General features: G+C 46.5%; 17 protein-coding genes. 9 read left to right on the plus strand and 8 right to left on the minus strand.

Features of this window, described 5'->3' with window-relative positions:
* The first annotated feature begins 269 nt into the window (after positions 1 to 269).
* The 6 genes from GKZ89_RS14990 (at position 270) to GKZ89_RS15015 (ending at position 6,668) form a co-directional block, all read left to right on the plus strand.
* Positions 270 to 965 carry a response regulator transcription factor gene (locus GKZ89_RS14990; RefSeq protein ID WP_155113220.1) on the plus strand — a complete coding sequence of 232 codons (696 nt, stop codon included), beginning with the start codon at positions 270 to 272 and terminating at the stop codon, positions 963 to 965.
* The gene (locus GKZ89_RS14995) at positions 955 to 1,959 is read left to right on the plus strand and encodes a sensor histidine kinase (protein WP_155113252.1); all 1,005 of its coding nucleotides are present in this window, start codon (positions 955 to 957) and stop codon (positions 1,957 to 1,959) included. Before GKZ89_RS14990 ends, GKZ89_RS14995 begins: the two co-directional genes overlap by 11 nt.
* A gap of 102 nt (positions 1,960 to 2,061) precedes the next feature.
* A complete protein-coding gene (locus GKZ89_RS15000; RefSeq protein WP_155113221.1) occupies positions 2,062 to 2,823 on the plus strand; it encodes an ABC transporter ATP-binding protein in 762 nt (253 codons plus the stop codon).
* Positions 2,813 to 4,750, plus strand: a complete 1,938-nt coding sequence (locus GKZ89_RS15005) for an ABC transporter permease (protein ID WP_155113222.1) — start codon at positions 2,813 to 2,815, stop codon at positions 4,748 to 4,750. Before GKZ89_RS15000 ends, GKZ89_RS15005 begins: the two co-directional genes overlap by 11 nt.
* A gap of 254 nt (positions 4,751 to 5,004) precedes the next feature.
* Positions 5,005 to 5,910, plus strand: a complete 906-nt coding sequence (locus tag GKZ89_RS15010) for an ABC transporter ATP-binding protein (RefSeq protein WP_155113223.1) — start codon at positions 5,005 to 5,007, stop codon at positions 5,908 to 5,910.
* Positions 5,907 to 6,668: an ABC transporter permease gene (locus GKZ89_RS15015; RefSeq protein WP_155113224.1), complete on the plus strand. Its 762-nt coding sequence runs from the start codon at positions 5,907 to 5,909 to the stop codon at positions 6,666 to 6,668. Before GKZ89_RS15010 ends, GKZ89_RS15015 begins: the two co-directional genes overlap by 4 nt.
* A 9-nt stretch (positions 6,669 to 6,677) precedes the next feature.
* On the opposite strand, the gene GKZ89_RS15020 is transcribed toward GKZ89_RS15015, so the two are convergent.
* The 8 genes from GKZ89_RS15020 to GKZ89_RS15055 all read right to left on the minus strand — a co-directional run bounded on the left by GKZ89_RS15020 (position 6,678) and on the right by GKZ89_RS15055 (position 17,562).
* The gene (locus tag GKZ89_RS15020) at positions 6,678 to 7,112 is read right to left on the minus strand and encodes a DUF4064 domain-containing protein (RefSeq protein ID WP_162356932.1); all 435 of its coding nucleotides are present in this window, start codon (positions 7,110 to 7,112) and stop codon (positions 6,678 to 6,680) included.
* Positions 7,113 to 7,179: 67 nt separating this feature from the next.
* A complete protein-coding gene (locus GKZ89_RS15025; protein ID WP_155113226.1) occupies positions 7,180 to 8,016 on the minus strand; it encodes a hypothetical protein in 837 nt (278 codons plus the stop codon).
* Positions 8,017 to 8,085: 69 nt separating this feature from the next.
* Positions 8,086 to 8,631, minus strand: coding sequence for a cysteine dioxygenase (locus GKZ89_RS15030; protein ID WP_338324937.1), 546 nt, complete (start codon positions 8,629 to 8,631; stop codon positions 8,086 to 8,088).
* A gap of 137 nt (positions 8,632 to 8,768) precedes the next feature.
* The gene (locus tag GKZ89_RS15035; protein ID WP_162356934.1) at positions 8,769 to 10,913 is read right to left on the minus strand and encodes an Ig-like domain-containing protein; all 2,145 of its coding nucleotides are present in this window, start codon (positions 10,911 to 10,913) and stop codon (positions 8,769 to 8,771) included.
* Positions 10,914 to 11,047: 134 nt separating this feature from the next.
* Positions 11,048 to 12,841 carry a hypothetical protein gene (locus tag GKZ89_RS15040; RefSeq protein ID WP_155113229.1) on the minus strand — a complete coding sequence of 598 codons (1,794 nt, stop codon included), beginning with the start codon at positions 12,839 to 12,841 and terminating at the stop codon, positions 11,048 to 11,050.
* A gap of 4 nt (positions 12,842 to 12,845) precedes the next feature.
* The gene (locus GKZ89_RS15045; RefSeq protein WP_338324936.1) at positions 12,846 to 13,919 is read right to left on the minus strand and encodes a glycosyltransferase; all 1,074 of its coding nucleotides are present in this window, start codon (positions 13,917 to 13,919) and stop codon (positions 12,846 to 12,848) included.
* Between the two features lie 140 nt (positions 13,920 to 14,059).
* Positions 14,060 to 17,209 carry a DEAD/DEAH box helicase gene (locus GKZ89_RS15050; protein WP_155113231.1) on the minus strand — a complete coding sequence of 1,050 codons (3,150 nt, stop codon included), beginning with the start codon at positions 17,207 to 17,209 and terminating at the stop codon, positions 14,060 to 14,062.
* A gap of 152 nt (positions 17,210 to 17,361) precedes the next feature.
* Positions 17,362 to 17,562 (minus strand): hypothetical protein, encoded by a 201-nt coding sequence (locus GKZ89_RS15055; RefSeq protein ID WP_155113232.1) that lies wholly within the window; start codon positions 17,560 to 17,562, stop codon positions 17,362 to 17,364.
* A 188-nt stretch (positions 17,563 to 17,750) separates the two neighbouring features.
* On the opposite strand from GKZ89_RS15055, the gene GKZ89_RS15060 reads away from it, so the two are divergent.
* The 3 genes from GKZ89_RS15060 (at position 17,751) to GKZ89_RS15070 (ending at position 20,669) form a co-directional block, all read left to right on the plus strand.
* Entirely contained in the window at positions 17,751 to 18,482 is a 732-nt protein-coding gene (locus GKZ89_RS15060) for a GntR family transcriptional regulator (RefSeq protein WP_155113233.1), read from the plus strand.
* Positions 18,483 to 18,524: 42 nt separating this feature from the next.
* The gene (locus GKZ89_RS15065) at positions 18,525 to 19,871 is read left to right on the plus strand and encodes a GntP family permease (RefSeq protein WP_155113234.1); all 1,347 of its coding nucleotides are present in this window, start codon (positions 18,525 to 18,527) and stop codon (positions 19,869 to 19,871) included.
* 420 nt (positions 19,872 to 20,291) lie between these two features.
* Entirely contained in the window at positions 20,292 to 20,669 is a 378-nt protein-coding gene (locus tag GKZ89_RS15070) for a hypothetical protein (protein WP_155113235.1), read from the plus strand.
* Positions 20,670 to 21,268 lie beyond the last annotated feature (599 nt).

Consider the following 21,268-nt stretch of genomic DNA (forward strand, 5'->3'; position numbering starts at 1 on the left):
GATATTCCAAACAATCATTTGGAACTCTCTATAAGGTATTACTATTAGTAGATTCTGCTTGGTCTGAAACCCTAAAAAAGGTATAACTCACCAAAATTGGCGTTTGTCTCATGTATGATTAGCGCAGAAAGGAGAAAGCAGGTGAGAAATTGAGAGATTTGAGAAAATAGGCATCCTTTTCTCCAGTCCATTCTGAATCAAGATGGTTTCCCCGGTAGCACATCCTCTCTTTTTTCGATACAATTACTGTAAAAACGTGGTGAACCCCTTTGTTTAAACTCCTACTAATTGAAGACGATACAACGCTATTTTCAGAGATAAGAGAGCGGCTTTCTCAATGGTCCTATGAAATTCATGGAATCCACGATTTCAGCCTGGTTTTTCAGGAATTTATCGAGATCAACCCCGATCTGGTCATTATCGATATCCAGCTGCCGAAGTATGATGGCTTTCACTGGTGCAGGATGATCCGTTCCCGCTCAAATGTTCCGATTCTCTTTTTATCCTCCCGGGACCACCCGTCTGATATCGTCATGTCGATGCAGTTCGGCGCCGATGACTTCATTCAGAAGCCTTTTCATTTTGACGTGCTGATTGCTAAAATTCATGCATTGCTGCGCAGGGCATACAATTATGGTGCAGAGAAGCCCGAACTAAAAACGTGGCGCGGTGCTGCACTGGACTATGAAAAAAATACCGTCAGCAATGAATATGGCTCGGTCGAACTATCAAAAAATGAAAGCTATATTTTAAAACTGCTGGTTGAGCAGAAAAACAAGATCGTCAGCCGGGAAGCACTGATCAGCCGGTTGTGGGATGATGAACGCTTTATCAGTGATAATACCTTGACCGTCAACGTAAACCGCCTTCGGAAAAGACTGGATGAACTGAAGCTTGGACACTGCATTCAGACAAAAGTCGGCCAGGGATACATCGCATATGAGGAAGACAGCTATGATCAGTAAATACATAAGGGAAAAAATAAGCTGGATCGCCGTTTTTCTGTTTACACAATCCCTCATCCTTTTTACCGCTTTTATTGACTCTACCGTTCCCTTCGCTTCGGTTTTGTATATGGTCGCTCTTTCAACCGGGATCTTCCTTTTGTTTCTTTGCTTTCGTTATCAAAAAGAAACGAGGTTCTACAGGAGCCTTCTGGAACGGGGGGAAGAGCTTGATACGACAGGGATCGCTGAACCGGATAGCCCCTTTGAGAAGATTGTAGAGGCAAGCATGGTCTCCCACCTTCATCACTTGAAGGAAACAGCTGCAGCCCAGCGGTCAGAGCTTGAGCGGGAGAAGGATGAACTGCTCGCCTGGATACACGAGGTCAAAACACCCCTTACAGCTATGAATCTGATTATTGGAAGGATCGACGATGAAAAGATAAAGAGCCAGTTAAATCACGAGTGGCTCCGGATCCATCTGCTGCTGGACCGGCAGCTGCATCAAAAGAGACTGCCCTTTATGGAAAATGACCTCTATATCGAAAATGTAAATCTGCAATCGCTCCTCTTCAGTGAATTAAAAACACTGCAGGCATGGTGCATGGCCAAGAACATCGGCTTTGAGGTGCAGCTTGAAGCCGGCTCTGTTTTAAGTGACGGAAAATGGCTGGCCTTTATTCTCCGGCAGATCCTTACAAACGCCGTGAAATACAGCAGCAGCAGTGATATCCATGTCACCAGCAAGTTTAACGCCAGCAAGGTGCAGCTTGAAATAAAAGATTTTGGCCGGGGAATTGACCCGAAGGATTTGCCGAGAATCTTTGATAAGGGATTTACTTCCGCCGTTCATCATCTGGACCCCTCCTCGACCGGTATGGGGCTGTACCTCGCAAATAAAGCCGCCCGGGTTATGCACATGGATCTTGAGGCAAGCTCCACGCCTAATGAAGGGACAAGCTTTATCCTCACCTTCCCTGACCAGAATGAATTTGTGAAGATCCACACCATGTGACAAAATCGTCACATGGTTTTTCTTTTTGTGCCCTGTTTCAAAGGAAAACCACGGGAAATGCTTTTATACTTTATGTAACAGCGAGTAAAGGAGCCGATTATATTGATGATTTTAGAAGCATCCAACATTCATAAAAGCTATGGCACTAAATTTAACAGGCAGGAGGTTTTAAAGGGACTGGACCTTCAGTTTTCCAAAGGGGAATTTGTCAGCATCATGGGAGCATCCGGCTCCGGCAAAACCACTCTTCTAAACGTCCTTTCCTCAATAGACCGGATCAACAGCGGATCCATTTCCATCCAGGGCACGGATATCACCTCTATGAAAGAAAAAAAGCTTGCCGAGTTCCGGAAGCACCACCTCGGATTTATCTTTCAGGAGTACAATCTTCTTGATACCCTTACCGTTAAAGAGAACATCCTGCTCCCCCTTTCCGTTACGAAAGCTCCCCGGAAGGAAGCACAGCAGCGGTTTCAGACCGTTGCCGAAGAGCTTGGTATTCTGGAATTGGAAAATAAATACCCGAACGAAATTTCCGGGGGGCAAAAACAAAGAACGTCTGCAGCCCGGGCATTTATCCATGAACCTAGTATCATTTTTGCAGATGAGCCGACAGGGGCACTTGATTCAAAAGCCGCATCCGACTTGCTTAATAAGCTGTATGATCTGAATAAGAAACGGCACGCCACCATTATTATGGTTACCCATGATCCCACAGCTGCGAGCTACTGCAGCCGCGTGGTCTTTATAAAAGACGGACAGCTGTTTACTCAGCTCCATAAAGGAGATCAATCGAGACAAAGCTTCTTTCAGGATATTATGAAGACGCAAGGCGTGCTTGGCGGTGTGCAAAATGAGCATTAATCAGCTGATCTTCCGCAATCTGAAGAAAAACCTGAAAAATTATTACCTGTATGTGTTCGCTTTGATTTTCAGCGCTGCCCTGTACTTTGCCTTCGTTACTCTTCAATACGACCCTTCTATGGATGAAGTGGAGGGATCCATCAAAGGAGGCGCAGCCATACGAGCAGCCTCTGTCCTGCTGGTCGGAATTATTTCTGTTTTTCTTTTGTATGCCAACACCATTTTCATTAAAAGAAGAAGCAAGGAGATTGGTTTGTTTCAGCTGATCGGCATGACAAAGTCGAAGATCTTCAGGATTTTAACCGCTGAAAATTTCATTTTATATTTCAGCTCAATCGCGGCCGGAATCCTGCTCGGTTTCTTCTTTTCAAAGCTCATTATCATGATTCTGTATAAAATTACCGGAGTCCAGGCGATCGCCTCCCTGCGGTTTTCTCCGGAAGCCCTCCTGCAGACGGCGATCGTGTTTATAGCAGGCTACCTGCTGATCATGGCGATGAATTACCTTTATATAAAGCGCCAGACAATCCTTTCCCTCTTCCGCAAAACATCCTCAACAGAGGGAAAAGTAAAAAGGACATCGGTTTTGGAGGCTGTTATAGGAATACTTGGAATCGGTCTGATCGGAGCAGGATATTATGTTTCTTCAAGACTGTTTGAAGGGGATTTCACCAACATGATGGCCCTGTTTATGTCTATGATTTTCATCCTTGCATCCGTCATTATCGGAACCTACTTCTTTTATAAAGGCTCTGTCCGTTTTCTATTAAATATAATGCGCAGGCGCAAAAAAGGGTACATGCCGGTCCGGGATGTGCTGTCGCTTTCATCCATCATGTTCCGGATGAAATCCAACTCCCTGCTGCTGACGATCATCACGACGGTTTCAGCTCTTGCTCTGGGCCTGCTTTCCTTAAGTTATATTTCCTACTATTCTGCAGAAAAAACAGCGGAATATTATGTGCCAAACGACTTCTCCTTTACAAACCAGGAGTCTGCCGAAACCTTTCAGACAGCCTTGAAAGAGGAAGGGATTCCTTTTGAACTGGATACCAGGGAGGTCCTCCAGGCTTATGCAGATTTTCAGGATATCCTCCTATCTGAAACCGAGAACGCTGCTTTTGACTCAAGCAGGGCAGTTTTGCCAGTAGTCAGCGATAAAAGCACGGATGGGCCCGATCTCTCACCGGAAGAAGTTTATTTTACCGGAATGACAGATATACAGAATCGCATTCTGCCCCTGAAGCCTGAGGGAGAGATCGCATGGAAGATCGGGAATCAGACCATTCCGCAAAAGTATACAGGCATGGAAGACCCGTTCATCGTTTCACTGAATTTCACTGGCGGAATGCCAGTTGCTGTTGTAGATGAAGCGGTCTTTCAGGAACTGAAAAAAAATCAGGACCCCGCGATAAAGAAGGATAACAATCGGTATATCGGAATCGACATTCCGGATGCGGAGAACCTTGATGCGGCCAACGTTTTGTTCAAAACCGTAGCCGTGAAAGAGTACCAGGTATCCCAATTCCAGGAAGCAGAAGGACAGAAAATCAATATGGGTCTCACCATGTTCATCGTCGGCTTCCTCGGCCTCGCCTTCCTGATCAGTTCAGGGTGCATCCTCTACTTTAAGCAAATGGACGAAAGCGAGGAGGAAAAACCAAATTACACGATTCTGCGGAAGCTTGGATTTACCCGCGATGACCTCATCAGCGGAATTCGCGTTAAGCAGCTCTTCAATTTCGGAATTCCGCTGATTCTCGGACTGCTCCACAGCTATTTTGCCGTGCAATCCGGATGGTTCTTCTTCGGAGCAGAGCTTTGGACCCCCATTATTATCGTGATGGTCATTTATTCAGGGCTGTATTCTATTTTTGGAGTGCTGTCAGTCATTTATTACCGGAAAGTGATCAAAGAAGCGCTCTAAAAGAGGCAGCGGGACTGCAACACCACGGATATCGACCATTTTTTTGATATATCGACGATTATTTCGTTTTATCGACTAAAATTTGGATATATCGACGATTTTTAAGATATATCGACCATTATTTAGATATATCGACTTTTCGAGCGTATTCGACATTTGCAAAAAGCAGCCATAGGCTGCTTTTTTGCAATTTATTTCCCCCTTACAGGATCAAATTGAGCTATAGTCTAAGAAGAGACTGGAGGTGCAGGAGCATGGAAAAAACAGCTGTCTTACAGCTTCATAAGGTAAGCAAAACCATTCGCCGCCGGAGGATACTGAATGAGATCAGCCTTACTGTCAGCAGCGGGGAAATTGTCGGCCTGCTCGGTCCGAACGGCTCCGGCAAAACGACGCTGATCCGGTCTGTGCTCGGGCTTGTTTCCTCCACTGGAGCTATTCAGATTTCGGGGTATTCGATTAGAGACCGGTTTGAGGAAGCCATCAGCCAGGCAGGGGCGATTGTGGAGAATCCTGAATTCTATCATTATCTGAGCGGGTATCAAAATCTTGTCCATTTTGCCAACATGAGTGATCCGGTTGAAGGTGAACGGATTTCGGAGGTTGTACAGCTGACCGGCCTTATAGACCGGATTCATGATCCGGTTCGCACGTATTCACTCGGAATGAGGCAGCGTCTCGGGATTGCCCAGGCCATCCTGCACCGTCCGAAGCTTTTGCTGCTGGATGAGCCGACGAATGGACTTGACCCGGCCGGGATACGTGAGCTCCGCGATTATTTGAAACGGCTGAGGGATGAAGAAAATACGGCTATCCTGATTTCAACCCACCTGTTGAAGGAAGTGGAAGATTTGTGCGACCGGGCAGCCATTATCAACAATGGTGAGATCTTATCGGTGCAGGAGGTCCGCGGAAAAAGGGACAGCCTCCCGATTCCGGTTTTCTTTGAGGTAGACAAGCCGGATGAGGCTGTAAAGCTTTTGGAAGGCACTCAGACAGAGGCAAAACCGGATGGGATACAATTGCTGATCCCTCATTCAGAGATTCCGGCTGTTAACCGGAGACTTGCTGAAGCAGGTATCGGAGTGTATGCGATTCAGCCGAAGCCAAAAAATCTGGAAGATTCTTTCCTCGAATTAACGAAGGAGCCGAACCGATGATTCGCTTGCTGAAAAATGAACATATGAAAATACTATTCAAAAAAAGCACGTGGACGCTTGCTATCTCCCTAACTGTCATTTGCTTTATCATGGCCATCTTCATGAAAAAAATGCTGAGCAGTGCAGGAGTAGGGGAAAACGTTTATGGCTATCTTTCTTTTACAACGGGATTCCTCGGTGTCCTCCCCTTTTTTGCAGCCGCCGTATCCGGTGCCATTGTGTCCAGCGAGTTTGAGCGGGGGACGATTAAGTTCCTGCTCATCCGCAGAGCCAGCCGAAGCAAAATTCTGACTGCCAAATACCTTACGGCGGTCCTCTTCTCGCTGTATTTTCTATTCTTGTATTTTCTTCTGTCCATGCTCCTCGGGCTTTTATTATTCGGCCCATCAACTGAATCCGGTGATGCGCTTTTTCAGTCCGCATTGCGGAGTTATGCTGACGGACTGGTTGAATCGATCATGATTGTGACCTTTGCCTTCATGCTGTCAGCTGTTTTCCGAAGTACCGCTCTCGCTGTCGGACTGACGTTCATTGTTACCCTCGCTGCGAAAAGCAGCATATCAGTGCTCGCCTATTCCGGTGCGGAGTGGGGAAAATATCTTTTGTTTGCCAACACAAATTTCAGCCAGTACGCAGAAAATGCCCAGCCGGTATTTGATGGGATGAGCCCCGGCTTCTCTGCAGCTGTACTGATTTTCCATCTTGCTTCTTTTCTGGTGCTCGCCTGGGGAGTTTTTGTTAAGCGGGATGTTGCATAAAAAACCGGGCTACTGAAGCCCGGCCTCCTTATGTAAAGATGCGGATGCACGTTTTGATTTAACGAGGATCATGATGCCGGCCGCTATATACAATACCCCGCCCACAAAGCCAATCATTGCCGTGAAGATGATTCCCGCAGCGCCAGCCACGATGCTCAATACTGCAGAAGCACCCGGTCTCGATTTTAAAAGCAGAAGGGAAACAAGGCCAAGGACCGTACAAACGGCTGCAGCTGCTGCTATGAATAAGGCACCTCCGCTCATAAAATCCATCACCTGCTCCTCCGAGAAGCCCGGAATGTTCTCCTCAAAGGTAAACGATCCGCTCGCTTTAAGCTGCTCCGAATTGGCAAAGATAAAATGAAACAGCAGACTTCCTAAAACCAGTATTCCAAACAGGATCATTCCTATTACCGTCATCACTGTCTCCGCTACCCTTTTCATGCCATTCCTCCTGGTCATAAAGATGATTTCCATCTCTATTTACCCATCTTTTCCATTTTTAAAAGCATCAGGAAAAAGCTTTTTTCGCTTTCTCCTTGATTTCCTGACCAATTTCAGTAAGAGCGGCCCTTGTTCCATACGTTCCATGGCTTTTCTGGAGGCTGTCCGTACTGCCGCCAAGACCGAGGAACTGTTCGGAAGGCTTAAAATGCAGACCGAGGACAGGGATGTCCAGCTTTGAATAGAAGCCCTCCTGCCAGCGGGCACTTGGATAGGAGGATGCTGCCTGCTCCGGCTCAAATTCAATCCCCCAGCCCTGCCCCTGCACCATACTGCAATGCTCCTTCCCAAGAAAAACAATCAGGCTCGGCTTCAGAAATTCAAGCTTTGCCTGCAAAAACTCTCTCGTAAACGGGGAATTCAGAAGCTGCACCTTTTCTTTCAGACGCCCCATGTGCGTGCGCGTTGCATATGGAAACAGATCAGAATGGATCACAGGGTGATGATTGGAACTGTAAAAAGAACCGCCAAGCCCGTTCATAAACCCCTCAAGCTTAGCTCCACCCTGCCTTCCAAACCATGTCTGGTATGCCTTTCCCCCTGTAAAATACGATTCATACGCTTCAATTAATTCTTCAAGCTGCTCTTCTTCCCGGAACAATTTCCGGATGGGAAACCTTGCTGATTCATCAGAAAGAAGCCGGCCATCCCTCCTCAAAAATTCCTTAGGCGATGGATTTGTGGCAATTGTCAGCCAGCTCCCCGGCCTTGACTCACCAAGCCAGACAACCGGAAAGGCTCCCTCAATCAGCTGATTTCCCAACGGAGTTTGATTAAGTGTCATCTCATATTCTGCTGCCATCCTGACCAGCGCTTTTGCCTGATGCATATGCTGTTTTTCCATATCTGCCTGCCCCATTTTCTTTTTGCTTATCTTATCAGCTGCAGATACGGCCTATAAAAGGATAATGCTCTACGAGTTCTCTGAATATGCAAGCCGGATTTCCTTCACCCTCTGCCGCTGCTCCTCCGGCCACCACGCCCCGCAGTCATCAGATACTACACAGGCCGCACAAGCCTCAAGATCATACACCTTCATCCCGGTAATCGGCGGGGCATACAAATGGAGCGTGACCAGTTCCCCTCCGCCTTCCGCCTTCATTTTATGAACCCCTTTTCGAGGCGCAAAAAAGAGCCTGCCCTCTTCGTGCAGCTCTTCAAATAGCTCCCGCGGTAAATACCTGTCCCGGGCCTCAAACACTGTATTTTTTGAAACCCCGCTCAGCACCTGAATCCAGCCATGCGATTCCCCATGATCATGCGGGGCACACTCAAGGGCCGACCAGTTCATCACAAGCAGCTCCACCTCATCATTCTGAAACAACAGCTTCCGGTAATAAGGCTTTCCGTCTGATTCATTCAATTCCGGCAACACGTCCTCAAGCTTGCAGTCAAGCTTCCGCAGAGCCTCTTTAAGATCCGCCTTATCAGGACTTTTTAAAGCATTCAGCACCGCCACGTTCAAAGCTATCGCCTCCTATAGGATCCCTCTTATGAATGTATCTAAGAAGGGCTCATCATATGAGGGAAATTCGAAAGAGAAGGCGGTGAAAAAATAAAGCCGGCAGTTCATCTGCCGGCTGAACGTTATATCTGTTATCTTTTGGAAAACACTACTTTGCTCATACCGGCAATATCGATATGATCTCCGGATTTCAGGGTTGTCGTTACACTTGTTACCCCATAATCACTTTGTCCATTGGACAGGATTTCATTTACAAGCAATTGATATCCGCGCGTTACTACGAGATTTCCTGAATGAGATGTCGTGGTAATCCGGTATTTCCCGGGATCTATGTCTTTTCCGACAGTCCAATGTCCTGCATGAAGCGTATTGGATTTTACATTCTTCACTTGTACGAACTGAACTCTTTCCATTCCTGAGATTTCAATGCTGTCCCCTGACTTGATGTCTGTGGTTACTGTAGTTACGGCATACTCATCGTATTCACTGGAAAGGATTTCGTTTACAAACCGGTCTGTTCCCATACCGATGACCAGATTTCCGTATCCGGATTGGGCTGTAATTTTATAGCGGCCTGCCGGAATGTCTTTCCCGCCCTTCCAGTTTCCTGAACCAAGGCTTTTTACGTAAGGGACAGTTATGGTGGTCACGGCCGTCTTCCGGTTAGAAGTCGAAACTGTTATTTTTGCCGATCCAGCTCCTACAGCTGTTACTTTTCCTTTGCTGTCCACTTTTGCCACTTTCGTGTTGGAAGAAGACCATTTTACCGATTTGTTGGTCGTGCTCGCGGGACTGACTGAGGCAGAAAGAGTCACATAGCTTCCTTTGCTGACGGTAGCATATGCTTTATTAATTTTTACTGAGGAAGCAAGTACTGGCGGAGTTACCGTAACCGTTACTTTAACAGTCTTGGCTCCTTTGACGGAGGCAGTAATGACCGCTGTTCCCTTTGTTTTCCCCGTTACTTTCCCCTTGCTGTCCACCGTTGCAATTTTCGTGTTGGAGGATTTCCAGGAAACCGCCTTATCTATACTGTCAGAAGGTGAAACAGCAGCTGTCAGCGTTTCCGTCTTTCCTTGAAAAAGAGACGTTTTAGTCTTGCTCACTTTTACACTTTTTTGAGTAACCTTAACGGTTATGGATTTGTACACTTTCGTGTTGGCTTTTGCAGTCGCTGTAATGACAGCTGTTCCATCCTTGACCCCTTTAATGGCACCTTTGGAATCTACAACAGCCGCTCTCGGATTGGAGCTTTTCCATTGGACGGTCTTATCGCTCGCCTGAATAGGCAGGACAGTGGCAGTTACCTTGTACGTTTGTCCCGGTGTAATATTCAACGCCCCTTTACTGAGGCTGATGCTTGCAGGCAATGGCTTTGTAACGGTTATCGTAATCGACTTCTTTACAGAAGGATTTGCCTTAGCAGTTGCAATAATCACCGCCGTTCCCGGTGCGATCGCTGTCACTTTTCCTTTGGAATCTACCGTGGCTGTCTGTTTGCTGCTGCTGCTCCACGTTACACTTTTATCAAATGCGTTCACGGGGAGGACAGTCGCTTTAAGGGTATGGGAGTTCCCGGCTGGAATCTGAAGGCTTGTTTTATCAAGTGTAATACTGGATGGAGCCGGATTTAAAAGTTTGAGATACATGGTATCACTAACAAAAGATACATAGAGATAATCTCCGGTTGTCAGAGTCCTGGTCAAAGCCGGATCTTCAGGTAAGAGGATAAAACCGTCTTTCTGAGTAAAGGCGGAATCCAATATATAAATTTCCGGTTCTAAACTGCTGTTTCCCTCCGGAAAGTCCAGCGCGTACTTCCCTGCTGGAATGTCCTTTCCGATTTCATATAACCCGTTAGGAAGGTAATTCAAATCTGCTTTCGCTGTGTGCTCAATATGAACACCGGAAGGTCCCGCATAGGATTCTATGATTATTTCATCCCCGGCTTTTAAACTGGCCGTAAACTGATCGACATCTTCGTACTCATCCTCGATCACTTCTTCTACATATATTACATCACCGCGGGCAAAAGAAATCTCAGCCGTCCCTCCAGGTGCGGTAATCTTGTTCAGTCCAGCTGCAATCTCTTTGCCGACTGTGTAAGTACCTTCCTTGTAAACTTTCTGTTCTGCCGCTTCAGCCGGCTGATAACCTGAAAACGAAATGAGCAGCAATATGGCCATCATTAGCTTTAGCGCAACCCCATTAAACCTTTTCATCCCTGCACCCTTTTCTTTAATATATTCATTGTCTTTATAAGCCCTAAGAATCATCATACAACCTTTTTATCGGATTATATAGACCTTTTTACACTGTTATTTAGTATTTTTTCTCATCTAAAAAAATCCCGGGAAGTCCCGGGATTCAACTTGGTCCGCCAGCTGGCAGATGTCTTCCTGTATGATTTTTATTGGAGACGTTTAAAAGTTGCTCCGTCTCTTTTGTATATGCCATCTGCATCCAGGGAAGCCGTAGTGAGGCATGAGCTGTTGTCGTGATCGACAATTACCAGGTAATCTGCTTTCTTCAACTCGCTGCGGAACTGTTTTTTCTGAACGTCATTGGAGCAGGATTTGATGGTCGCGTGATTTTCCGAAAGCTGCTCGTACGTAGCGAGGAAATGAAGATAACCTGAATCTTCCTGGCTTTTTGGACTATAGTAAAGAATTCGTGCGTTTTCTTTTTCATCTTCTTCAATTCTTTCAAGCGCAGGTTTTACTTTCGCGCGAACTGTATCCTGTAACTCGGGCCTGGCAGTCTGGTCATAATTCAGATAAACCGGTGTGAGAAACAGAAGGGCAAAAATGACAGCAGAGACCGTCTTTACAGCAGGCTGTTTGATCCTGCTCCATTCTAGAAGAAGAGCCCCCATTCCGATCGCACCCGTATAAAGAATAATGGTTACTGTGTACCGTCCAAACCCAGCGAGGACCACCGCTTCCTTTTCGGGCATCAGGAACAGGTACATCAGATAGAGCGAAGTCATATACAGCAAAAATGCCCCGATTAAAAAAGTAAAAGTGTATATGAGCATCCTCGGAATACTCCGGCTGTATATGCGAAACAGCATCAAGCCGGCAACACAAGCAGCACTCAGGGCAAGAAAGGTGATAAACCCCGTCGATTCCCAGTTAATAAACGTGGTGATCATTTTAAGCAGCAGCGTTTGTATAAACTCACTGCCTTTCTCCGGATCAAAAAGCTTGGAGGGAGTAATCGCAAATTTATTCTCCGCATAAGAAGACCGGTAGGCTGTTTCGGTATATTTGCCCCATAGAAGATTGAAAAGAATCGGAACCCCTGCCAAAACAGCAGCGGCGGCGCCAGGAGCCAGAGTCTTTTTCCATCCTTTCTCTTTCTTCCAAACGGAAGAGAGCATCATGCCCGTTATAAAAAGGACATTGATGACGAGAAAGAGTTTTCCGCTATCCTTGATCAGAATAAGAAGAACAAGGATCGGCACAGTCGTCCAAATACTTCTTTTCCAATCTGTCCGGTAGTAATAGGCAATGATGACCGGGGTAAAGGCAATCATTGCAAGCGGGAAGTCTACAAGTAAATTATAGATGCGGTGAAACTCCAAAAAGAACAGCCCAGTTGCGGCAATACACGTCATTATGATATAAGAAGGCTTCTTCCATGTTGTAAATGCAAAAAGAGCGGTTAAACCGGATAGAACGAGAAGGCCCTGAGCCATTAATGCATAGCTCTCTCCATATCCGACAAATTTAAGCACATAGTAAATAAAAACAGCCGTTCCAGGCGGATAGTTTTGAAAGGTGATGACTGTCGAATCATCCGGCAGTCCATCCATCAAGTACATTTCCTTAACGATTAAAGCCCAGTGGCTGAAATTGTCATAGTGAATAAAATAGAGCCCTTGAAGCAGGATCATCAGGATAATCGTTGAAACCGCAAAGAAAACAGCACCTGGTGAAAGAAGCTGTTTTTTGTCCAAAGCACATTTTCCTCTGCCTGCAAAAAATAAAAACAGAGCGAGCGCCACAAAGCCCCCTACATATAAGGCCCAGGCTGCTTCCGGCAAAAAATGAATGGTGCCGGCCCCGAACAATACCACAGTTACAGCGGACAGTAAAAACACCGGTATGAACGCACTATTCATTTTTAATACAGTAAATGCAGCAAGCCCCCACCCAGCAAAGGATAGGAACAGGAGGCCGAACTGTAATGCAGTTTCCAACATATCAATTCACCTGTCTCCTCACTTCACGGCTTTTGAAAACCCAATCCCGTTGAATGACGTAACTTATCAGAAACAAGATGGAATCCATTATAATTTTTATGACGACCTCTCCTCCGCCGATGAGCTGATAAAACCCATTCACCAGGAGAGCCGAAGTAATCATTTGAATGACGCTCAATATGTAATATTTCATCATCGTATTCTTTGATTTAGATTTGAAAACCACATTTTTATTTAAAGCATAATTAAATAATGACGAAAGAATCCTGGCTGATACTGTAGCAATTAAGATAAACTGTGCCGGAAATACATCTCGGAACAGGAGCGAGAAAACAGAAAACAAAAGGATATCTACACCAAAGGACAAAAGGGACGAAGAAATGAATTTAAAAAACACGGAATAGATCTTAATAGAGTCGATAATGGGATTAAAATGAGAAGAGTCGTTGTCATCAATATAGATCGTCTCAATTGGAACCTCTTCGATTTTCCGCTGGTCATTTTTGCATTCCAGCAGCATGTTCATCTCGTATTCGTACCGTTCTCCCTTTACATGAAGAAGAGGCTTTATCATAGTGAAAGGAATTCCTCTTAATCCCGTTTGTGTATCCGAAATCCTCACTCCGACAGCGTATCTTACAATCAGTTTCGTTAAGTTGTTTCCAAACCGGCTTCGGGCAGGAATTCCTTTTTCAGTAAAATCCCGCACTCCAAGAATTAAACTCTCTGGAGATTGTTTCATTTTTTCCGCTATTTTCAGCATGTCTTTCACAGCATGCTGGCCATCTGCATCTGCCGTGATCACTCTGAGGTCCGTTGAAAAATTTATTCCTATGTAATCCAGCCCTGTTTTAAGGGCCCTGCCTTTTCCTTGATTGACAGAATGGGAAAGAACAGCCACTTGGGGCTGCTGTGCCAGTGTATCAAAAATAGGGAGTGTCTCTTCTTTACTTCCATCATTTATGACAATAATATCGGAAAACCCGGCTGCAACAGTCTCTTCGATTAAGCTGATAAGTTGATGATTAGGGTTGTAAGCCGGGATCAACAATACTGTTTTTTCCTGAATATCCACTGCACCCCTCCTAATGAAAAAGTGAAGAATAAGCGCACATGTATAGGCATGCACAATATGAATTCTTCCCATTCTTATTAAGGGTAAACGTGGATATTATTGCCTTATCACCTTGGCCGACGGCTTCTTCCGCGACTGGGTCAGTCCAACAGATGCATGAGGTCCTCTCTTGTCAGCAGAGCATCGGATTTATAATCAATAAGTTCCTTAATAAGCAGCCGTTTCCTGTTCAGCAGCTCATTCATTTTCTCTTCAATCGTTCCCCGGGAAATAAGTTTAATGACCTGTACCTGGCTGGTTTGGCCCATCCGGTGGGCGCGGTCTGCTGCCTGTTCTTCGACGGCGGGGTTCCACCATGAGTCGTAATGGATGACGGTATCCGCTCCGGTCAAGTTCAGACCGGTTCCTCCAGCTTTTAAAGAGATGAGAAAATGGCTGTTTTCCCCGGCATTGAAGCGGCTGCACAATTCCACCCGTTCTTCAAGCGGCGTCTGACCGTCCAGGTAGAAGAACGGCACTCCATTCTGTGCCAGTTCGCGGCCGATCAAATCCAGCATTTGTGTAAACTGTGAGAAGATCAGAACTCTTCTGCCCGACAGCCTGGCTTCCTCCAGAATCTTCAGCAGCAGGGCAAATTTACCCGAGCCGCCTTTGTAGTCATCGATAAAAAGGGCCGGATGGCAGCAAATCTGCCGCAGTCTTGTGATCCCGGCAAGAATCCGGATCCGCTGGTTTGGGAATGTATCCTTGTCGAGATGCTTCAGCGCATCATGGCGGAGCTTGGCAAGGAAGGCACCGTACAGCTTTTTTTGTTCCGGCAGGAGATCGGCTGTTTCGATGGATTCCATTTTTTCCGGCAGCTCGCTCAGGACATCCTCTTTGATCCTCCTCAGCAGGAAGGGCCGGATCCGCCTTGCAATTTGCTTGCGGGTCAGCTTGCTGTATTCCTTGATTCCCATGAATAGCTCCGGGAAGACCGCATGGAAAATCGACCAGAGCTCCTCCTGCGAATTTTCAACAGGGGTTCCCGTTAGCGCAAACCGGTGATCCGCCTTTATCTTTTTCACAGCCCGTGCTGTTTGGGTCACAGGGTTCTTAAATGCTTGTGCTTCATCAAAAAAGACGGTATGAAACAGCTTTTTCTCAAATGAATGAATGTCCTTGCGAAGAATCGTGTAGGAAGCAATGAGAACCTGTGCATCCTGGTCAAAGAGCTTCAGCCGGTCTGCACGGCTTCCGCTCATGACTGAAACCTTAAGCTCCGGGGCGAACTTTTCAAACTCGTTCCTCCAGTTGTATACGAGGGAGGACGGACAGACTACCAGGACCGGTCTCCCGTTTTTTTGCATCTCAGGAAGGATGGAGCAAATAAACGCGATGCTCTGCAGCGTTTTTCCAAGTCCCATATCATCTGCAAGGATCCCGCCAACGCCCATCTCAGCGAGTGCTTTCAGCCAGCGGAAGCCTTTCTTCTGGTATTCCTTCAAAACCGGGTCCAAGCGGTCCGGAACCAGATACTTGTTTTCATCAGGATTCAGGATTCGGTCCATCATCCTGTGAAAAGAAGCGTGCAGCTCTGCCGGATTCGACCCTTCTAATGCGTCAAGAAGCTTCATTCCTTCAAGCATCGGCACATCCAATATCTGATCCCAGTCTTCTTCCTGCACAGGAGCAGCTTCGAGAAACCGCCGGATTTCCTCATACTCCCGTTTTTCAAGGGATAAAAGCGCACCGCTTTTCAGGCGGTAGTATTTCTTCTTCTCCTTGATCGCCAGCAGCACCTCGCGGATTTGTTTTTCAGGGATATCATCAAGCTCAAATTTGAATTCAAGCCAGTTGGTCCGCTCTTTTTTCGCCTGCACCTTTATTCTCGGCGGAGCCGGTTCCCTCACAATCCGGGTGCGAATAGCGGTCGTTGCATGCACCTGTACAAGCTTTTCAAGCTTCGGAAGCACATGGTATAGAAATTCGTATTCGAGCAGCTCGTTCTGCAGGAAATACCCGCCGTCCGTTTTCGCAAACGAACTCTCCTCCATCATTTTCAGGATGATATCCTCTTTTTCTGAATCACGGATCACCCTTTTCAACGCCAGGACTTCTTTTTCATCCAGCGGATTGAATGTGATACTCCCATATTGAAATTCGAGTCCCGCAAGCAGGCGCTGCTTCAGCCGGTCCAGATAGAGCCTTGCCTTCAGCGGGGTGTCTGCCATCTTTTTGGATAACGTATCCGATACATGAACGCGGCCGAGTTTTTGAAGGCCGGGGACGACTTTTTGAAGGTAAACGCGGATCTGATCCGGAGGGATCGGGACTGATTTGCTCCCCGCTGAATCCGTAACCCGCTTGATCTCCGCAAGGCGGGCGTAATCCAACGTGCTGAGCGGGTAGAAGACTCCATCAGCAAGTACCGTCTCGAAAGACGCAAGCATCACGAGTTGCTTTAAGCCGTCGGTTCTCAGCCGGTACCCCCTGTCTTCTTCATACAAATCAAACTGCAGCGGCAGCTTGTCTTTGGATTGAAGCACCCCGTCATAGGCGCGATTCCCTGCTTCCACTGATACAAGCGGGGCCTTTTTTAATAACGGAAGGACCTGATTCCAGACTTCCGGCTGCAGGATGAGCTCTTCCCCTTCATCATAGCGGGAGTGTTCCGCAAGCGCTGCGAATACGGCATCCGTCTCGCGAGCAAAACAGAAGCGGCCGGTATCAAACAGGAAGGAAGAAAACGGATAGGCCTCCCGCTGTTTTATATGCTTTAAAAATTCTCCGATTCTCTCGACCGCTTCACCATGGACCGTCATTTTCAGAGCCATCCGGTTATCCCCGGTACCGATCTGAACCGGTTTCAGGGTGAAAGCCGCCTGAAGCACTTCTCTTTTTTCAAAATAATGCTGCTCACCAGTGGAGAGAACCGGCTGATCGTCAAAAGCCGTAAGCAGACCGGCCGCATATCCATAATCCGGCTCTTCAGCAGGCTTCCTCTTCCGGTCAGGAAAGGTACCGTTTTTTTGATACTCATGAATCGACAGCAGGACAGCTGCAACATGCTGGCACTCCTGCTTAAAGGAAACAAGCTTCGGACAGCTGCATGCGGTCTGGAAGCTGCCACCCGGTCCATCCTGAATGGAAACCTCAAAAACCTCCGTGCTATGCACCTCGGCCCGGCAGCTGTCCTCAAGGTATTCGATAAACTTCACTTTATTTGAACGGCGCAGCGCATCTCCACTCCGCACCGAGACTTTGCCGCACAGCTGCTCAATCGTTTTTTTGCTTACATGTCTATTCAAAGCAAGAAACTCCTCATCCGATTTTTCATGTTGAGTAAATTATACGTTTCTATTGAAGAAGGTGCAAAGCCATGCAACCTGCAGGTTCCGTCTTTTCCCTATAAAAGAAAGACTCCTTCAAAAGGAGTCTTGTCAGCCTTCGTATTGTTCGATCACTTTGAAAATCTGTCCAACTTCCTGAACCAATGCTTGTTAACAAGAAACAATACGACACCGATCAAGCCCCCCGTGACGATTGAACCTGCAAGAACCGTTACAATTTCCATTGGTCCAAAAGGTCTCATCAGCTGTGCAAATGAAACGGCCATCACTAAACCTATCGGAACAATAAAAAACAGAATATTCTTACTCATTTAATTCTCCGCCTCTCAAGAGCTTTCAGGTAATCCAATAACATTCTATTCGCTCAAACCCTGCCTATTTCCTGTCTAAATAGACGGATACAGCATCAATACAGCTCTAAAAAGTAAAGCGCTTGCAAAATCATATAATCCTGTTAAACTTGTATACAAGTATACTTGAATATTAGGAAGGTTGGATAATGGCTAAACACATTGAGTCCATGTACCCTGAAAAATGGCTGTCACGCGCATCGGCTGGGGAAAAGATCGCTTGTGAGCTGAGAATTTCCATTGTTTCAGGATTAATTGAAAACGGTACCATCCTGTCGGAAAACAAGATTGCTGCTGATTTTTCCGTGAGCCGCTCGCCTGTAAGGGAAGCGCTGAAGATTCTGGGCTCGGAGAACATGGTTCGGCTCGAGAGAATGGGCGCTGTGGTGAACGGCGTAACAGACCGTCACATTGAAGAGATTTATGATGTACGCCTCATGATTGAGTCATTTGTATTTGAAAGGCTTAGTAAAGCCGACACCGTCCCCCTCTCAAATGAACTGGAAAAAATCTTTGAGATGATGAAGGTTGCCATTAAATACGGGGATGCAGATGAGTTTTCTTTTCAGGACATTCTGTTCCATGAAACCATCATCAAGGCAATCGATCATTCCTACATCCTGATGATCTGGAATAATCTGAAGCCGGTGATGGAGAGCCTGATCCTGCTGTCAATGCGGGTCCGTTTTAAGGAAAAGTACGAAGATTTTGCCCGGGTCCTGGCTAATCATGAGCTTTACATCGAGGCGATCCGAACAAAGGACCGGGATTTGATGATTCAATCGCTTCATCAGAACTTTGATGATGTCCAAGGGAAGGTTGAAGACCTTTGGATGTCTCAGCGCCTCCTCACAAAAGGGGCAAAGAAAGACGAAAGCTAAACAGCTTCCGCACCAGTTACTACATTTGAAGGAGAGATGAACATGCCATTAGTGATTGTTGCAGCCGGAATACTCGTATTGCTGCTTTTGATTATGGGATTGAAGCTGAATACGTTTGTTTCCCTTTTGATTGTATCGTTTCTTGTCGCATTAGCCCTTGGAATGCCGCTTGAGGACATCGTAAAGACGATTGAAACCGGAATCGGCGGAACGCTCGGGCATCTGGCTCTGATTTTCGGCCTCGGGGCGATGCTCGGGAAGCTGATTGCCGATGCAGGCGGAGCCCAGCGCATTGCCATGACGCTTGTAGAAAAATTTGGCCAGAAGAATATCCAATGGGCGATTGTTGCATCCTCTTTCATCATCGGAGTGGCCCTGTTTTTTGAAGTAGGGCTTGTTCTTTTAATCCCAATCGTTTTTGCAATTTCGAGAGAATTGAAGATTTCCATCCTGTTCCTCGGTATTCCGATGGCCGCTGCGCTTTCCGTTACCCACGGATTCCTGCCGCCCCATCCGGGACCAACAGTAATTGCCGGGGAGTATGGCGCGAACCTCGGGGAAGTTCTGCTGTATGGGTTTATTATCGCCATTCCGACCGTCATCATCGCGGGTCCGGTCTTTACGAAGATTGCCATGAAAATTGTACCGGCATCTTTCAAAAAAAGCGGAAGCATCGCTTCACTCGGCGAACAGAAGCAGTTTAAGCTTGAGGATACTCCAGGCTTTGGCATCAGTGTTTTAACAGCGATGCTGCCGGTCATCTTAATGTCGATTGCCACCATTATCAAACTGACGCAGGAGACGATGGGCATTGAGCCGAATGCGGTTCTCGCAGCTGTTCAATTTATTGGAGACGCATCCATTGCCATCCTCATTTCATTGCTGGTTGCCGTTTATACAATGGGAATCGCCAGAAAGATTCCGATTCAGACGGTAATGGATTCGTGTACGGCAGCTATTACCCAGATCGGGATGATGCTTCTGATTATCGGAGGCGGCGGTGCTTTTAAGCAGGTATTGATTGACGGCGGTGTTGGAGATTACGTAGCGAAGCTGTTTGAAGGCTCTTCCATGTCACCGATCCTTCTTGCCTGGATCATTGCAGCCATTCTCAGGATCTCTCTTGGCTCCGCAACCGTTGCAGCTTTAACAACAGCCGGGCTGGTTATCCCGCTCCTCGGCCAGACAGATGTAAACCTTGCGCTTGTCGTTCTATCCACCGGTGCCGGAAGCTTAATCGCCTCGCACGTAAACGATGCCGGCTTCTGGATGTTCAAGGAATACTTCGGATTAACCATGAAAGAGACCTTTGCAACCTGGACCCTGCTTGAAACGATTATTTCAGTAGCAGGGCTTGGATTCATCTTGCTTTTAAGTCTCGTAGTTTAAAAACATTAAGAAAGAAAGCAGACTATTTCTGCTTTCTTTTCTTTATTATGGGGGTGATCATGTACACAAAGATAACGAAGAGGTTTAATCCAATCGTTTCTATTAGCGTATAGTTCCCCATCAGAAGAGTGAAAACCCAAACAAATATACTCAAACCAGCTATTTTTAAATAGTCATTCATCCCGAGTTTCACTTTTACCCACCTTTAGTTATGGTTCATTTACTGTGTCACCTAAGACACGTGTTCTAGATTACTGCCCAAACAGGCCATTCTCTTTTTTATTGTCCCAATCGACCCAATCACTCTTTTTTCGCTTGAAAGAAAGACAAAACAAGTCAAAAACACCCCGTTGTGAAGTTTGGTTTCCGGTTCTATACTTAAGTTGTAAGAAAATTCTTTACAAAAACGGGGGACGTGAAATGAAACGATTATCAGGCGCATTTGCCTTTCTATTAACATTAAGCGGTTTACTTGCAGGCATGGCTGGACAAGCCCGTGCCGCTGTTGAATCATATATGACTGCCTTACCGATTAAGAGTCTCTTTGCTGCCAATATCTTCGAGAAGGCTGCTGCCGTAATGGGAAATCTTCAGAAGGAAAAGCGAGAGGCCGTGTTGTTAAAGGAAGGCCGATCAGAATTTGTGTTTGCATATGGCCCAATTGAGATTTTCGGTATGAAAGAGCAAATTCATTCCGCTGCAGCAGTTGGAAATGACATTAGAGATGGCCCGTTCATGAAGGCTGCAGTGAAAGGAGCAAGCCAGAAGATTGCCTTTCCATATCTTGATACATCTTGATTTTACTAGAAAATAGAAAATCCTTCCACCTATTTTCGGACGCAATTCTTGTAAGGGCTGCCCAGTCCTCACTTTCCCTGTACTTGGCCGCAGAGGCAAGCAGAGAGTCGTGGAGCAGCCCCGCCATCGGCATTGGCTTTTGCCGCTTAAGCACCATTCATTCCGTGGACGCAGTCTGCCAGACCGAGGCCTAGCTGGAACACTCCTTTTTTGCTGTTCTCTTCCCATAGCCGTTTTAAATCGTGCAGTTGAAGAGCGCTGCACTGTAAACCTCCTCCTCTTTGTCCGGTTCCATGCCGGCTTAAGCTTAGCTGAGGACTCCAGCGACACGGACCAAAGCCTCCATCCCGCCGTTTCTCTCCCATTCCTTCCTCTCCAAGCACCAGATCCTACTGTGCTCATCCAGCAAAACAATTCTGTTTTCTTCAGGTCAGCCCTGCGCCCTGATCCTATTTTTTCCTCTTCTGTACTCCAGCTGCAACTTCACCTTAAACTCCGCCTTTACTGGATTTTTCAGCTCGGTTCCTCCGTGCTCTCCTGTCCGATATCCTTCCTCTCTTAAAGAAAACCAGTAATAGAACGGTAAGCAGCCTGGTTTT

It is taken from the genome of Metabacillus mangrovi (genome assembly GCF_009711125.1).
GTDB lineage: Bacteria > Bacillota > Bacilli > Bacillales > Bacillaceae > Metabacillus_B > Metabacillus_B mangrovi.

Coding starts and splice junctions, on each gene's coding strand:
- GKZ89_RS14995 (WP_155113252.1), top strand. CDS start 955: ATGATCAGTAAATACATAAGGGAAAAAATAAGCTGGATCGCCGTTTTT.
- GKZ89_RS15005 (WP_155113222.1), top strand. CDS start 2,813: ATGAGCATTAATCAGCTGATCTTCCGCAATCTGAAGAAAAACCTGAAA.
- GKZ89_RS15010 (WP_155113223.1), top strand. CDS start 5,005: ATGGAAAAAACAGCTGTCTTACAGCTTCATAAGGTAAGCAAAACCATT.
- GKZ89_RS15015 (WP_155113224.1), top strand. CDS start 5,907: ATGATTCGCTTGCTGAAAAATGAACATATGAAAATACTATTCAAAAAA.
- GKZ89_RS15020 (WP_162356932.1), bottom strand. CDS start 7,112: ATGAAAAGGGTAGCGGAGACAGTGATGACGGTAATAGGAATGATCCTG.
- GKZ89_RS15025 (WP_155113226.1), bottom strand. CDS start 8,016: ATGGAAAAACAGCATATGCATCAGGCAAAAGCGCTGGTCAGGATGGCA.
- GKZ89_RS15035 (WP_162356934.1), bottom strand. CDS start 10,913: ATGATTCTTAGGGCTTATAAAGACAATGAATATATTAAAGAAAAGGGT.
- GKZ89_RS15055 (WP_155113232.1), bottom strand. CDS start 17,562: ATGAGTAAGAATATTCTGTTTTTTATTGTTCCGATAGGTTTAGTGATG.
- GKZ89_RS15060 (WP_155113233.1), top strand. CDS start 17,751: ATGGCTAAACACATTGAGTCCATGTACCCTGAAAAATGGCTGTCACGC.
- GKZ89_RS15065 (WP_155113234.1), top strand. CDS start 18,525: ATGCCATTAGTGATTGTTGCAGCCGGAATACTCGTATTGCTGCTTTTG.
- GKZ89_RS15070 (WP_155113235.1), top strand. CDS start 20,292: ATGAAACGATTATCAGGCGCATTTGCCTTTCTATTAACATTAAGCGGT.